Source organism: Parabacteroides sp. AM17-47 (assembly GCF_003434625.1).
Taxonomy (GTDB): Bacteria; Bacteroidota; Bacteroidia; order Bacteroidales; family Tannerellaceae; genus Parabacteroides; species Parabacteroides distasonis.
In genome coordinates, this window is the sequence record NZ_QTLI01000005.1 from 97954 (window position 1) to 115409 (window position 17456).

At 43.2% G+C, this 17456-nt stretch carries 9 protein-coding genes; 2 read left to right on the plus strand and 7 right to left on the minus strand.

Translation table 11 applies throughout. The features are described 5' to 3' along the window. Positions 1–12: 12 nt before the first annotated feature. The 7 genes from ahpF to DW205_RS05120 all read right to left on the minus strand — a co-directional run bounded on the left by ahpF (position 13) and on the right by DW205_RS05120 (position 9987). Positions 13–1566, minus strand: coding sequence for an alkyl hydroperoxide reductase subunit F (ahpF, locus tag DW205_RS05090; RefSeq protein ID WP_005867401.1), 1554 nt, complete (start codon positions 1564–1566; stop codon positions 13–15). Between the two features lie 19 nt (positions 1567–1585). Next, on the minus strand, positions 1586–2152 hold the full coding sequence (gene ahpC, locus DW205_RS05095; RefSeq protein WP_005867400.1) for an alkyl hydroperoxide reductase subunit C: 567 nt from the start codon (positions 2150–2152) through the stop codon (positions 1586–1588). 220 nt (positions 2153–2372) lie between these two features. Further along, positions 2373–3653, minus strand: coding sequence for a phosphopyruvate hydratase (gene eno, locus DW205_RS05100; protein ID WP_005867398.1), 1281 nt, complete (start codon positions 3651–3653; stop codon positions 2373–2375). Between the two features lie 107 nt (positions 3654–3760). Further along, positions 3761–4351 (minus strand): Crp/Fnr family transcriptional regulator, encoded by a 591-nt coding sequence (locus DW205_RS05105; RefSeq protein ID WP_008777750.1) that lies wholly within the window; start codon positions 4349–4351, stop codon positions 3761–3763. 186 nt (positions 4352–4537) lie between these two features. Beyond that, positions 4538–5272, minus strand: a complete 735-nt coding sequence (gene pflA / locus DW205_RS05110; protein WP_005867396.1) for a pyruvate formate-lyase-activating protein — start codon at positions 5270–5272, stop codon at positions 4538–4540. Continuing rightward, entirely contained in the window at positions 5273–7513 is a 2241-nt protein-coding gene (gene pflB / locus DW205_RS05115; protein ID WP_005867395.1) for a formate C-acetyltransferase, read from the minus strand. 170 nt (positions 7514–7683) lie between these two features. Beyond that, positions 7684–9987, minus strand: coding sequence for an ATP-binding protein (locus DW205_RS05120; protein WP_008777749.1), 2304 nt, complete (start codon positions 9985–9987; stop codon positions 7684–7686). Between the two features lie 156 nt (positions 9988–10143). Here DW205_RS05120 and DW205_RS05125 point away from each other — a divergent pair, with 156 nt between their 5' ends. Then, positions 10144–14184 (plus strand): response regulator, encoded by a 4041-nt coding sequence (locus DW205_RS05125; RefSeq protein ID WP_005867393.1) that lies wholly within the window; start codon positions 10144–10146, stop codon positions 14182–14184. Positions 14185–14386: 202 nt separating this feature from the next. Beyond that, entirely contained in the window at positions 14387–17449 is a 3063-nt protein-coding gene (locus DW205_RS05130) for a TonB-dependent receptor (RefSeq protein WP_009016819.1), read from the plus strand. Positions 17450–17456 lie beyond the last annotated feature (7 nt).

Below are 17456 nucleotides of genomic sequence, written 5' to 3' on the forward strand. Positions count from 1 at the left end.
TAGGTACTTTCCTCAATCAAGTACGCCACGTACCCGATCTTCAAAGGCCGAAAGGGCCGCTTTGGCTCCTTCTCCCATAGAAATAATGATTTGCTTAAAGGGTACGGTGGAAACGTCGCCCGCTGCATAAATACCCGGGACATTCGTCCGGCAATGTGCGTCAATCACGATCTCACCGGGACGATTTGTTTCGACAATCTCCTTAAAGACACCACTATTAGCGGCTAAGCCGATTTGAACAAAAATACCGTCTAAATGAATAACACGCTCTTCCCCTGTCTTACGATCCTTTGTACGGATACCGGTTACCTTGTCGCCATTTCCAACCACCTCGGTTGTTTGTGAACTAACAAAGATCTCGACATTCGGCAAACTCTTCGCTTTCTCTTGCAAGACTTGATCCGCTTTTAACTCATCCATAAACTCCAAAACGGTTACTTTCGAACAGATCCCCGCCAAATCAATAGCCGCCTCGATACCGGAATTTCCACCGCCAACCACGGCAACATGTTTTCCCTTATAAAACGGACCGTCGCAATGAGGACAAAAAGCCACTCCACGCCCTATATACTCTGCCTCACCCGGTACATTCAATTTACGCCAGCTAGCGCCCGTAGCGACAATAACCGCCGGAGCCTTGAATATCTCACCTCCAGCCGTAGATAAAACCTTCTCGTTTCCTTCTATCGTTACCTTCTCTATACGACGATGCTCCAGCAGGTCAATCGGATATTGCCGCATATGCAAGCGCAGATTGTCAGCCAACTGGGTACCTGTTGTCTCCGGAACTGAAATCAGATTCTCAATTCCTACCGTCTCCTTCACCTGCCCGCCGATACGCTCCGCCACGACAGCGACACTCAGCCCCTTTCGTGCGGAATAAATAGCGGCAGAAGCACCAGCCGGACCCCCACCGACCACAACCACGTCATATCGTTTTACCGTCTTCTCCGTTAGGCTCTCATTGATTCCATACTGAGCTTCCAGCTTCGATAACAATTCTCCGAATTCCCCACGTCCTACATGGATCAGTTTTCCATCCGCAAAGACAGAGGGGACGCCTTGTATCTTCAAGGCATCAACTTCCGCTTGATTGATAGCCCCATCTACCATCTCATGATGGATCTGAGGATTTAAAGTCGTCATAGCGTTTAATGCCTGTACCACATCCGGGCAATTCGTACAAGTCAAAGAGACATAGGTCGTCAGATGTATCGGGCCATTCAAGGCTTTAACACGATTACAAATGCTCTCGTCCGGAAAATTCTTGCCTTTCCCATCTGAATTCAAGATCGCCAACAGTAAGGAAGTAAACTCGTGTCCATTAGGTACTCCACGAAACTTAATCCCCGTTTTCGCTCCATCCTTTAACAAAATGAATTCCAATCCCTCCCCATCAGATACTTGCATAGATATTTTATCCGAACAAGAGGCAACATCACCTAATAAATCCAACAATTCCTGTCTACTTTCATACGCAGGAGAGATCGATATATCAAAGGTATAATTCGCATTTAACCCTGCGAATATACCTTTCAATTGTTCTTTTAATGTTGATTCTAACACGATCTATACTCTTAATTATTTAGATTTTCCCTACCAAGTCAATGCTAGGTTTCAAGGTAGCCTCCCCTTTCTTCCATTTAGCGGGACAAACCTCACCATCATGTGAAGCGACAAACTGAGCGGCTTCAACTTTACGAAGTAACTCGGAAGCGTCACGACCGATATTGTTATCATGAATCTCGGCCACTTTGATCTTTCCTTCCGGATTTACCAAGAAAGTGCCACGGTATGCCATACCCTCTTCCTCAATCATCACACCAAACGCACGACTCAGTGCTCCAGTGGGATCCGCCAACATCGGATATTGGATCTTACGGATAGTCTCGGAAGCGTCATGCCAAGCTTTATGTACAAAATGAGAGTCTGTACTTACAGAGTAAATTTCTACTCCCATTGATTTAAACTGCTCATACTTCTCAGCCATATCGACCAACTCTGTTGGACAAACAAATGTAAAATCGGCCGGGTAGAAGAAAAAGATAGCCCACTTACCCAAGACGTCCTCGTTGGTTACAGTCTTGAAATTACCATTTTGAAAAGCTTGTACTTTAAACTCCGGAAGTTGAGAATTAATAATCGGTTCCATACTTGTTCCTATTTTTAAATGAATACTATTTGTTTTTATTTCCGATACAAAAATATAACATATTTATTCATTAAAACAATTTTTCTAATCGATATATTTTATGAGGTTATAGATAATACTTTATCAATCAATAAAAAGGGCCTATCCTCACGGATAAGCCCTTCAATATCTTGGGTTTTGGATTACTACATAATTAGCGATTATAATTTACTTTATATACTTAATTGATTCTTTTGTATCCGTATACGGCACGGTCTCCCAATTCCTCCTCGATACGAAGCAGCTGGTTATATTTAGCCATACGGTCCGAACGACTTAATGATCCCGTCTTGATCTGTCCGCTATTGGTAGCGACAGCGATATCGGCGATCGTAGCGTCTTCCGTCTCACCGGAACGGTGTGAAGTAACGGTCGTGTATCCATGACGGTGAGCCATCTCGATAGCGTTCAGTGTCTCCGTCAAGGAACCGATCTGATTTACCTTGATCAAGATTGAGTTACCGCAACCTTCTTTAATACCCCTTGAAAGGAACTCTACATTTGTCACGAACAAATCATCTCCGACTAATTGGCAATGGTTACCAATACGATCTGTCAGTTTCTTCCAACCAGCCCAATCATTCTCACTCATACCATCCTCAATGGAATCGATCGGGTATTCGTTGATCAGCTTTTCCAGATAATCCACTTGTTCGTCGGAAGTACGTTTCACTCCTTTTTCTCCTTCAAACTTCGTGTAATCGTAGATTCCATCCTTATAAAACTCAGAAGAAGCGCAATCCATACCGATCATCACATCCTTGCCCGGTTCATAACCAGCCGCCTTGATAGCGGCGATAATTGAGTTCAAGGCATCTTCCGTACCTTCCAAATTCGGGGCGAAACCACCCTCATCACCAACAGCGGTACTTAACCCACGATCGTGCAATACCTTTTTCAACGCATGGAATACCTCAGCGCCCATACGTAAGCCTTCCTTGAAAGAAGCGGCACCTACCGGACGAATCATAAACTCTTGGAAAGCGATCGGAGCGTCGCTATGCGAACCGCCATTGATTATATTCATCATCGGAACAGGCATCACGTAGGTATTCGTTCCACCAATATATCTATATAAAGGAATATCCAAATAATTTGCGGCAGCTTTCGCTACAGCTAAAGAAACGCCAAGGATAGCGTTCGCACCTAGTTTCGATTTAGTTTTCGTACCGTCCAAAGCCAACATCGCATGATCGATACCTATCTGATCCAAGGCAGACATCCCCTTCAATGCCGGAGCGATAATCGTATTGATATTCTCAACCGCTTTCAATACGCCTTTACCACCATAACGCTTCTTATCGCCATCACGCAACTCCAAAGCCTCGTTCTCGCCGGTGGACGCACCGGAAGGCACAGACGCACGGCCCATAACGCCGGACTCTAGTAAAATATCAACCTCTACTGTCGGGTTACCTCTTGAATCTAGGATCTCACGTCCTGTAATCTTTTCTATTTTCATTGCTTCTACGTTTTTTAAACTGACGCAAATATAGATGGATTACTTGAACCGTGAAATCACCACAAATTGCTATTTTCACCTCAATAATACCTGAATGTAGGTAGAGACTACAACACTCCCGCCCGCACCCGGCTCAAAGATTCGGGTGTCATCAATAAATACGAGGCGATATGATTGACAGAAGCACGTTTCGCTGCTTCCGGATATTCCTGTTGAAAACGCAGATAACGTTTTCTTGCCGACTCAAAACGCCAAGAGTCCGCTTTCTCTTGCGAAAGCATCAAAGCCCACTCCAGTATTTTCTGGTACAATCTATTAATAGCTAAAGATGTTTTCAATAAATCGCTAAATTCCGAAAAAGAGATCCGGTGATAAACCGTCGGTTCCAATGCCTCGATTAATAAACGCGTCGGTTCTCTTTGGAATGTGCTGGCTATACAAATAACGATATTTCCCTCACAGGAGAAATGCTCGGTAATATCACGTTTATTCTTATAGTAAAACTGGCGTAATAATCCCGATTCCACATAATATAAATATTTAGATATTTGTCCGTTATCCAACAATAATTCTCCTTTCGCAGCCTTACTTGATTCTATGATCGAGGCCAGAGAATCCAAATCCGCATCGGGTAATGGATAAAAACGTTTGGATATCATTTCGGCTATTTCTTGTGGTGTCTTCATACTATTCATCATTTTCTGATCTATATCATTTTTTATCTCCTTACAAAAATAGATATTTGTTGCATATAACAAAACAAACACATATTAAATAGTCAAGGTTAGTCTAGGCAAAAAATTATTACTATCGTTTAAAAGCTAATCGGATTAGATTGTTTTCCCTGATTAGCTGTTGCATAATCGCAAGGCTTGATCGAGAGATCAGGCCTTGTTATTTTCTGGTTTGTAGCGAGAGAATATCGCTTTCGCATTATCTAAACGTTCTTTTGATAAGGGTTCCACCCCCTTTAACGGATAATCGAGACCTAATTGCTCATATTTATAGGTTCCCATCGTATGATAAGGCAATAATTCCACTTTGCGAACCACTTTATATGAACTGACATACCGAGCTAACGCCTCCAGCCACTCGTCATTATCCGTATATCCGGGGACAATAACATGGCGAATCCAAGTATCTATGCCACGTCTCTCCAATTCATCCAAGAACAGAAGCGTATTATCCTGCTTGACACCCGCCAGTAACGGATGTAAATCCGGGTTTAAGGTTTTGATGTCCAATAACACTAAGTCCGCATAATCCAAGACTTCCCAAGCTTTTGAGGTACATACGAAACCAGATGTGTCCAAAGCTGTGTGAAGACCTTGCTCTTGGCACAAACGGAAAAACTCTTTCAGAAACTCAGGTTGCAATAAAGGTTCCCCACCGGTAACAGTCACCCCCCCACGGGCGATAAAACTCTTATACCGTAAGACTTCCGTCAATAGCTCGCCGGGAGTCATCTGATATTTCACCTTCCCTTTCGGGTTCCAAGTATCCGGGTTATGGCAATACAGGCAACGCAACGGGCAGCCCTGCATAAAAACGACAAAGCGAATTCCGGGACCATCTACGGTCCCGAAACTCTCTAATGAATGTATCTTACCTTTTATCACTTACAGTGAATGGTTAATGGTTCTTGAAATAACATCCAACTGTTGTTCACGAGTCAGTTTCACGAAGTTTACCGCATATCCGGATACACGGATCGTAAGTTGCGGATATTTCTCAGGATGTTCCATAGCGTCGATCAACAAATCCTTATCAAATACGTTAACATTCAGATGCTGACCTCCATCCGGAGTAAAATAGCCATCCAATAAGCTAACCAGATTATTGATCTGCACTTCACGCTCCTTTCCCAACGTAGCCGGAGAAACAGCGAAAGTATAAGAGATACCGTCGTGCGCATGCTGGAATGGAAGCTTCGCTACCGAAGCTAGCGCAGCGATAGCACCTTTCGTATCACGACCGTTCATAGGGTTCGCGCCCGGAGCGAAAGGAGTTCCACCGATACGGCCATCCGGTGTCGTACCAGTCTTCTTACCATATACCACATTAGAGGTGATCGTAAGGATGGACTGCGTAGGTTTCGCATGGCGATAGGTCTCGTGCTGACGCAAATATTCCATGAACTTCTCGGTGATCTCTACAGCGATACTATCCGTACGATCGTCGTTATTACCGAAAGGAACATATTCGCCCTCACGTTCGAAATCAACCGCCAAGCCACGCTCGTCACGGATCACACGTACTTTCGTATCACGGATAGCAGCCAACGAATCGGCAACGATAGAAAGACCGGCGATACCTGTCGCACGGATACGCTCTACATCTCCATCGTGAAGCGACATCTCGAATGCCTCATATGCGTATTTATCATGCATATAATGGATTATCTTCAAGGCGTTCACATACACTTTCGCCAACCAGCGCATCATTTGCTCATACTTAGCCATCACCTCATCGTATTCCAGATACTCGCCGCGAACCGGCTCGAACATCGGGGCTACCTGTACGCCGCTGCGCTCATCCCGTCCTCCGTTGATCGCATATAATAAACATTTCGCCAAATTCGCACGGGCTCCGAAGAACTGCATCTGCTTACCGATCTTCATAGGAGAAACGCAACAAGCGATACCATAATCATCTCCATAATCCGGACGCATCAAATCGTCGTTCTCATATTGGATAGCCGATGTATCGATAGAGACCTTGGCACAGAAACGTTTCCAGTTCTCGGGAGCGTTCTTAAACCACAGAACCGTCAAATTGGGTTCTGGTGCCGGACCTAGATTATATAATGTATGGAGATAACGATAGGAAGTTCTTGTTACCAAAGAACGGCCATCCACTCCTTGGCCGCCCAAGGACTCTGTTACCCAAACCGGATCACCGGAGAACAAATCATTGTATTCCGGCGTACGTAAGAAACGAACGATACGCAACTTGATGATCAGCTGGTCTACCAATTCTTGCGCCTCCTCTTCGGTCAACTTACCCTCACGGATGTCTTTCTCGATATAAATATCCAAAAACGTAGAAGTACGTCCGATAGACATCGCCGCGCCATCTTGGTCTTTTACCGCCGCCAGATAAGCTAAGTACACAAACTGAACTGCCTCACGAGCGTTTTGTGCCGGACGAGTCACATCAAAGCCATAGCTAGCGCACATTTTCTCGAACGCTTTCAAAGCCTTGATCTGTTCGGAAATCTCCTCACGGCTCTGGATGATCTCTTCCGTGATCTCTTGGATATCCAAACGATTCAAGAAACGCTTTTTCTCCTCGATCAAGATTGCCGTACCATATAAAGCGACACGACGATAGTCACCAATAATACGTCCTCTACCATACGCGTCGGGCAGACCGGTGATAATAGCCGAACGACGTGCGGCAATCATCTCTTCCGTATATGCGGAGAAAACGCCTTCGTTATGAGTTTTACGGTACTTCGTGAAGATCTCTTTCGTCATCGGGTCCAAATGATAACCATAAGCTTCCAAGCTATTCTCAACCATACGGATACCGCCCTTCGGGAAGATACCACGTTTCAGCGGAGCATCGGTTTGTAACCCAACGATCACCTCATTCTCCTTATCAATATAGCCCGGGCCATATACATCGATCCCTTGAGGTAATTTTGTCTCGGCGTCATAAACTCCCTTTTCCCTCTCGACCTTAAACATCTCGGTCAGCTTGTTCCAGACCCTACGGGTCTTCTCGGAAGAAGCGACTAAAAAGGAATCATCCCCTTCATAAGGCGTATAGTTACTCTGGATAAAATCTCTTACATTGATCTCTCTTTTCCAGGTCTCACCTTTAAAGTGATCCCAGCACTCATTCTCAAATTTCATAAACAATCTTATCTAATACCACATTTTTACCGCCGCAAAGGTAGGAGAATTATCGTCATATTTCTGTCACATATGCTACACCAGTTCTAAAATCCCTATAAATTGCGATAAAAAAGCTTCTCATCCTTCACTATTTTAAAAGGACATTACCAATAAATGGGGAGTCAGACCTAAGGGCGAAGAGGCAACCATGCCCAAAAAGTAGATCCGACACCAAGTTTTGAAGTAAAGCCCACTTCTCCCCCTGCCGCTTCTACGATAGCTCTGGAGATCGTCAAGCCAAGTCCGGTACCCTGCGAGAACTCATTCAATTTCTCAAAACGGGTAAATACTTTGTCATGCAAATCATCCGGTATACCGATTCCCGTATCCTCAACATAGATACGAAGACCTTTCCTTTCAATGCCATATCCCATTTTAATATATCCGGATTTGGTGCATTTTACCGCATTAGTGAGGAAATTCATCCATACTTGCTTAAGCCGGTTTCTATCCAGAAGTACCCAGCACTCCGAGTTGGGACCATCTAAACGTAACTCGACATTCGGATTTGTCATCTTCGCCTGAATCGTAACAAATAACTCATTACAAACCTTAGCCAGATTGAAATTCTCCTTCCTACGTTCAATTATGCCTGACTCTATCTTGGAAAGATCAAGGATATCGTTGATCAATCGCAATAACAACTCATTATTGGATTGGATGATATTTATATATTCTTTTTTTTCTTCCGGATCATCACAAGTTACCATTAACTCTGAAAAACCAACAATAGCGTTTAACGGGGTACGTATCTCGTGACTCATATTAGCGAGAAACGCAGACTTGAGACGATCCGAAAGTTCCGCTTTCTCCTTTAATTCCTTCAATTGCTGAATCATCTTCTCCCACTTCGTATTATTGATCGTAATACCGGTATAGCGAGTCACATGGCCTTCTTTATCTCTTTCAACCTGGATTCCAGTAACCAATAAGGTCTGCCACTCGTCATCCCATTTGGTTTTGGAACGATATTTAACGTTGAAATCTTTATCTATGCCCCGGAACATATGCTCCATATATTTCCGCACAAAAACCACATCATCCGGATGTGTAGCGTTCAAATAATCCTCGGGAGTGATTGTCTTTTCCGAATAAAAATCATTAATAGGATCATTAAAAGCACTGAATTTCAGGCTTTTTACATCAAAATCCCAATACGACATACCAACCGTCTTGAAAGAAAGCTCTATCTTGTAATTTCTTTCTTTAAGTTCCCGATTCAATTGCTGGATCTTAGGAATGTTTTGCCTGAATCCCGTATAGCGTATTATATCTCCATTTTCATCTTGATCGAAAGGGACACCCATAAAATCACAATACTGCCAAGTCTCATCATACTTGGTTTGTATGCGACAGGTAAAATTGATGGTGACATTCTTTCCAGCTATCAGGGATTGCATTGCGTCGTAAAAAACAGACCGGTCCTCGGGGTATATAACATCCATATACTCCGAAACGGTCAATAATCGATCTGAAACGTAATCGTTGATCGGATCATTATAAGATTCGAATTTCTGGGAATTTACATCAAAATCCCAATGAACAATATTACTGACTTTCATGGCCAGATCACGTTTTGCGATCAGATCCTGCGCTTTCTTGGCCATTTGCAACCTTTCGGTTATATCCATTTGTGTCCCGATGATCTGCAATTTTCCACGATGTTCTGTCGATAGGCGCATCCGGCTCTCATAATAACGATACATCTCTTCTTGCTCGTTATAGAAACGCAAAGTCATTTGTCCTTGTTCTATCTCATTTCCTATCAATTGAGAGAAGAGCCGGATTAACGGAGCTCGATCTTGGGGATGCAAAATATCCAGTACCGCCTCCATTGGCATATTTTTTTTGGCTACGGTTAGTCCATATAATGGATTAAAAACCTTTTTATTCACATCATATACCCAAGAAGCCATATTAGCCGCTTTCATGGCCATCTCCAGATTTTTCTTGCTTTCTTCCGTACGGAATTCCACCTCTTTCACGGAAGTCATATCATTTGCGAGTAATATATGTCCGATAAGATGTTTTTTTCTACTCCATATCGGGATAACTTTAACCCCATAGATCATCGTGTCTTTATTATAGGAAGAATAATATGCATCCTTATTAACCCGATCAAAATCATACTCAAACTCCAAGGAAATATCTTCACCCGATTGTATCCGAGCTAAAAGTTCTGAATCAACAAATGGACTTTTGTAAAGATTGACTATATTCACCACCGATGTCCGGTCATCCACACCATACATCCTCAACGCATGGTCGTTTATACTACGCAGCACACCATGTGCGTCATAAATTTCAATACCCACCGGCAGACAAGCATATATACTCTCCGTAAATAAACGCTGTTCTTCTATTAATTTAGAAATTTCTTTCTCTATTATCACATCGTCATTTTCTTGAGAATTCTCTTCACATTGTTCCATCTGTCACTTACTTTATTTCGTATTATCATACGTCAGACATTCTAATTTATACGAAAGCCCTGCTTTTTGCAAAAGTAAACAAAAAAGTGAATTCTTTTCTGTTCGTTCATAAAGATATTATCTTTGCGCTGAAAACAAACACTAAATCTTAAATACATGAGATTCACAAGGCTTATTCTAGCGTTAACCAGTTTCCTTATATTGATCACGCAAACAGACCTATTTGCCTCAACCGTATTGCATAAAACTTCTATGGTTGATCTCTCAAATAACGCTATTATTTGCATGCATCAAGATCCGGATGGCTATTTGTGGATCGGGACTTACGACGGACTTAACTTATACAACGGAAAAGATACGTATGTATATCGTTTCGAATTAAATAACAAAAACTCTCTTTGTAGTAATATCATTCACAAAATATCCGACGCAGAACCCGGCTTTTTATGGATATCAACCTCTTTAGGTATCAATAAATTCTCACTAAAAGAACGGAAAGTCACCGAGTCTTTCCCCGGATACATGGAATGCGATCTATTGGCCTCCGATTCATCCGGCATCACGCTCGCTATTTGTAAGGAAAACAGAATCTCTTGCTACACCCCATCTAGCGATGGGTTCCGGGACCTGCCGAGAGAAGGAGTAGGCCCTCAAACCGTACGTACCTTATTCGCCGGGACGGACGGACATTTTTATTTATTATTAGCCTCGGGCATACTGAAAAAGTTGACTCCGGATTTCTCCGATACTACTTTTAATTTGCTATCGGAAGAACGCCAATTCCATAATAAACCGATCTTATCCGCATTTTACGAGAATAATCATATTTTCATAGTAGATACCGACAATAAATTATATCGACAGCATGTAGACGGAAAGGGGAAAGAATTCCTGTTCGATCTGCCTGAAATGACAAAACAATATGGTAACATCATCAAGATATGCACCTTCCAATCCAATGTGTATATCGTTTTCCGTAACGGCAATATTCTAGACCTAAGCCAACCGGAAAACACGATAAATATGGGCATCGGTATCTTTTGCCTAATGAACGATAAAAGGCAGGAGATTCTCTGGTTGGGAACAGACGGGCAAGGTATACGGATGTTTTATGACAAACCCGATCTTTTCGGCTCTATCTTACTCAAGGATTTACCGATTAATATACAGAACCCCATACGTTCTTTATATACAGACGATGATCAATCCCTTTGGCTCGGGACAAAAGGAGACGGTATTGTCCGGATACAAGCGTATGACACTTACCATAACAAAAAGATGATCCCACAAAGCGCTATCACGCATTTTACCACCGCCGACGGCCTATCCAGCAACCGTGTGTATTGCTTCCAAAAAAGCGAGTACCATCCATGTATCTGGATTGGCACGGAAGGCCCGGGACTGACCTGTTATTCGTATAAAGAGAAACGAATAAAAACGATACCGCAACGAGAAGACACCACCCCTCTACGCTATGTCCACTCTATTTGCGAGGTAGATGATTCCACATTATGGCTAGCGACAACGGGTAACGGATTGCAAAAGGTTACCTTACATATAGATAAAGCCGTACCTACAATCGGGAAGGTACAAACCTTCCCGTTAAAAAACGGAAAGAACATCTGTAAAGAAATCCAATCGATGGTATATGACAACGACTCTACCCTGTTCCTCGGGAGCCGTGGCGGTTACGGAGTCATTCGTTTCAATATTTTCAATCAAGGATATGAATTCCTGCAAACCAACAATTTAAGAAACCCGGCCATTGGAGATGTGCTTTCCGTATGCCAGACCGAAGATTCCACGTTTTATGCAGGCGCCAGCTCCGGTCTCACCCGGATTAAATTCAGAGGGGGAAAGATGCGTTTACGCCAATTCGATAAAAGCGACGGGATCGTAAACGACATGATCCATGGTATCCATGAGGGGAACGATAGCTGTATCTGGCTTAGTACCAATAAAGGTCTCACCAAATATAATCCCCGGAACAACTTTTTCCATAATTATCATCAGCCTTACTTTAGCGTCACGGAATTCTCTGATGACGCTTATTGGAAATGCCCATACTCCGAGCGTTTATTCTTTGGAGGCATCAACGGATTAGTCTGGGTAAATAAACAAACGGAGCCGGAGCATACCTATCAACCCGAATTAAGTTTCTTCGAGTTGCAAATGGATAAACAAATCCTTCCATTATATAAGGACATCAGCCGGAACGGTGTAACGGTTCCGGCTGATGTGCAATCGTTAACGATTGCGTTCGTCGCTCCGGATTACATCAACGGGGAGAATTACGAGTATTCGTATCAGTTGGTCAACTATAATTCCTCTTGGGAAAAATTGCAAAAGACAAACAAGGTAACTTTCATGAACCTACCGTACGGGGAATATTTGCTGAAAGTCCGTTATCGCAACGATGTCATTGATTCGTCAGCAAAAGAATACACTCTACCTATCAAGGTATTACCTCCTATTTATCTAAGCTCGTTAGCCATTTTCACGTATCTTTTTATCGGTACAGTTTTGCTCATCATCGCCACCTATCGTATCCATCACCAAATACTAAAGAAACAGAAGCAGATCGCAGACAAGATCAAGGAGGAGCAAAAAGAGAAGCTATACGAGTCCAAGCTGAATTTCTTTACCCACATTACGCATGAGCTATGCACCCCGCTTACCTTGATCAATGGCGTGGAGAATTATATCCAAGCCTATGCCGCCACCTCAAAAGACAAGACATTAGAAAAATACACTTCAGTCCTCCGGGAAAATGTAGAGGAACTGAACGGACTTATCCAAGAAATCCTTGATTTCCGAAAAGCGGAAGACGCAGGATTCAGTCATACGCACATCCGGAGAGTATCCGTATCCTCTCTTTTGCGAACTCAATTCGAATGGTTTTACCCACTATCCGAGCAACACCAAATCCAATTCAAGATCGATGCTCCCAAAGAGCTTTATTGGAATACGGATTCCGTCTATTTCAAGAAGATCCTAGCAAATCTGATTTCCAACGCATTTAAGTATACGGAAGACGGGGGCACGGTTCGTATCTCCTTACATGAGGAGGAGAACTTCCTCGTCCTTAAAGTTTACAACACCGGCAAAGGAATCGAGGAGGCAGACATGCAAAATATTTTCGACCGATATCGTATCCTTGGCACGATGGATAACGATGATAACAGGCAAAATACGACACGGAATGGCCTCGGCTTATTTATCTGTCACAGCCTCGTACAATCCTTAGGTGGTAAAATCGACATAGAGAGTGAGGTCGGCCAATATGCTGAATTTACAGTTACCTTACCTTTTGGCATCGTAGAGGAGACCTCAGACAACACGATAGACGAAGAGATTCCCGTATCGCTTCCTTCCCCAAACACGGATATACAAGAGCCGCAAATCTCACATACGGCACAAAAAGAGACGGAAGATAAACCGATGATACTCGTTATCGACGATCATAAAGACATCGTCTGGTTAATCACGGAAACCCTCTCTTCCGAATATCAGGTTCAAGAAGCTTATAATGCGGAAAAGGCTCTGGAATTCCTCAAACAATACACTCCGTCCCTTATCATCACCGATATCATGATGCCTAATATGGACGGATTAGAATTGATCTCGCTTATCAAAGAAAATAAATATACCCGCCATATCCCGCTTATTATCATCTCTGCTAAAATATCAGACCAAGAGCAAGCGGCAGGACTTAATATCGGAGCGGATGCCTATCTAACCAAGCCTTTCTCGCCAACAGTTCTCCTATCCGTCGTGAATCGATTGATGACTAACCAAAGAGAATTAAAAGAGTATTTCTATTCTCCGGAAAGTGCTTATCAATATACGGAAGGGCAATTATTACATCAAGAAGACAAGGAATTCCTTGACACCGTAACCTCTATCATCAAAGAAAATGTCAGCAAGGAAGGACTCGGTCCCGAGCTGGTAGCGGACGCATTGAATATAAACACTCGCATCTTATATCGTCGTTTCAAGAAAATATCTACTATGACGCCGAGTGATTTTATAAAGGATTATAGGTTAAACTATGCAGCGCAATTACTCGTGAATACCAACATGAGCGTTCAGGAAATTATTTATAATGTAGGAATTTCTAACAAATCATACTTCTATAGGGAATTTGCCCGTAAATATAACATGACACCTAAGGAATACCGCACAAAAGAGGCATAAATCATTGATTCCTAAATAGTGTCATAATCTACCAAAAGAGTATCATAATCTGCTATATGCATTTCATGACACTTCTTTGGCATTTCAAAGCACTCTTCAATTCGTTAAGACCTATTAATATTGCTGTCGAATAGCAAAGCAAACCGCTTGTGTGTATTCTTCCTTCGGGAAGCACATTATTAACTTTTAATTTAATGTTTTTATGGAAAAAAAGAGTGAAGGTAAGACGAGGAAATGCCTGACTTTATTAGGTGGACGAACCTCTTTGTTACTTTGTTTATCTTTAATGTTTCAGTCCTCTTATGCGGCCGGAGATTCTACTGTTCCTGAAATGGGAAACATGGAGATTCATCAGATCGCACAGCAAAGTTCAACCATTAAAGGTGTAGTAAAAGACCAAAAGGGTGAACCTCTGATTGGCGTTAGTATTGTTGTGAAAGGAACCACGAACGGAACAGCTTCGGACTTTGACGGAAATTTCACCTTGGATGTGCCGGATAACAGCACATTGGTATTTTCCTTCATCGGCTTCAAACCCCAAGAAGTTCGTTATACCGGGCAAAAAACATTGAACATAGTCTTAGCTGAAGACTCTGAGACACTAGACGAGGTAGTAGTCGTTGGCTACGGTTCCCAAAAGAAAGGTGAGATCACCTCATCCGTTACCAGCGTGAAAGCATCCGACTTTAACAAGGCACCGGTAGTGAACCCGATGCAATTGGTGGAAGGACGTGTAGCTGGTCTGACTGTATCACGTGGTAGCACCGACCCTAATGGCGAGGTAAAAGTACAGATGCGTGGTGCCTCATCTCTGAAAGGTAGCAATGAGCCTCTCGTTATTATTGACGGTATGCCGGGTAATATGACTTCTTTGAACGCTATCGCACCCGAGGATATCGAGGCGATCGACGTATTGAAAGACGGTTCCGCAGCCGCTATCTACGGAACCCGGGGTAATAACGGTGTGATCATCGTCTCCACGAGACGTCCGCAAGCCGGAACTACTCAAGTGGATTACTCAGGATATATCATGCACGAGGCGGTTTATAAACGACCGGAAATCTTAAATGGAGACGAGTTCGTCGCTTATGGCAAAGAAACTAACAACGCCAATATCCGCGACTTTGGTGGACGGGATAACCATTACGACGCTTTATTGAATAAGAGTAATTTCACCCATGTACACAACTTGACCGCTACAGGTGGTAATGGTAAGACAAACTATCGCGCTTCTTTAAATTACAAAAAGAATGATGGTATGATCCGTAACACCAGCCGTGAAACGATCAATGGCTCTATCGCCGTGAACCACCGTGCGTTTGATGATAAACTACAGCTTTCTTTCAATCTAGCAAACTCTTTCGTGAAAGTGGACGCAGTTTCCGATGATGTGGATAAGGTAGGAGATATCCCTAATTACGGCATATTATACCAGGCTATCCGTATCAACCCGACGATGCCTATTTATAAGGAAGACGGCTCCTTCTGGGAAACTTACAGCGGTTACGAAGATTTCAACCCGGTAGCCCGCATATACCAGCGTACCAAGAAAAAGGAATTCAAGAATTTATTGGCGAACTTCAAGGCTCAATATGAGATTATCCCCGGTTTGACAGCCGCCGCTTTCTTCGCTATGGAGAAGAACGATGCGTTAACTAACGATTATAGTATGCGTGAGGAATATAGCCAACATAAAGACGGTACAAACGGACGCGCCAAAAAAGAATATTATCAGAATACCAACCGTACCACTGAATGGACAGCAAACTACAATACTTCCATCAACGGCGTACACAATATTACCGGTTTGCTGGGATACAGTTACCAAGATTTTGAATACGAGCAATTCAGCGCCGAGAACAAGAACTTCTTGACGGACGTATTCGGTACCAATAACCTAGAAGCCGGCGGTTACCTAAAAGATGGTAAGGCCGAGATGAAGAGTAAAAAAGAGACCAGCAAACTGATCGCCTTCTTCGCCCGCGCCAACTATAATTACGACGGTAAATACATGGCCAGCGCCTCTATCCGCCGTGAAGGTTCCACGAAGTTCGGAGCGAACAACAAATGGGCTTGGTTCCCCTCTGTCAGCGCAGGCTGGATGATCTCTCGTGAGGACTTCATGGAGAGCCAAGAAGTGTTCGACGTATTGAAATTCCGTGCCGGTTTCGGTATCACGGGTAGTTTGCCTACCGATCCGTATATGTCTCTCGCTACCTACGGTACAGGCGCTGGAGCTTGGAACGCTTACACCGGTTCATGGCTAACCGCCACTTACGGTCCGAATATCAACCCGAATCCAGATTTGAAATGGGAGAAGAATGAATCCTTGAACGTAGGTTTCGACTTCGGCTTGCTAGGTGGACGCCTAAATGGTACGATCGATTGGTATAGTCGTACGACTCGCGACTTGATCAGTAGCTACAATGCCCAACAGCCATCTTTGATCTACAACACGATCACCACCAACGTAGGCACGATGAGAAATAGAGGTATAGAATTAGCATTAAACGCAGAGGTCGTAAAGACTAAGGATTTCTCTTACACGGCTAATTTCACGTTCTCATACGAGAATAATAAATTGACATCTTTGTCTAACGACGTGTACAAATCTTCTTACGAGGATCAATATGACCTGCCCTCTCCGGGCAACCCGGGCAAGGCTTACCGCCTACAAGAAGGACAGCCGATCGCATCATTCTTCGGTTATGTATGCGATGGCATCAACCCGGACGGAACTTGGAATCTTCGCGACATAGACGGAAAGGAAGGTCTGTCTGACGCTGACCGTACCTTTATCGGTAACGGTTTGCCGAAATTCAAGGCTGGTTTGCAGAACACGTTTACCTATAAGAACTTTGACTTCAGCTTCTTCCTGCGCGGTATGTTTGATTATGACGTATTGAACGAGGGTGCTATTTATTTCGGAACGACTGTCAATATCGATCAGTCTGGCACAAACGTATATAAGGATGCCTTGAAGAACAAGGTAACAGAGCAACCATTGTTCTCTTCTTATTATCTAGAGAAAGGGAACTTCTTGAAGATCGATAACGTGACACTAGGTTATACATTCAACTTCAAAAATAATAAATATGTGCGCAACTTACGTATTTATGGTAATGTCACCAATCTTGCGACTATTACAGGATACTCAGGTTTAACCCCTGACGTAAACGTAACAGGACTACAAGCAGGTATAGAGAAGCGCGGATCTTATCCCACCACCCGTACCTTCACGTTTGGCGTTAATTTTGGATTCTAATTAAGTA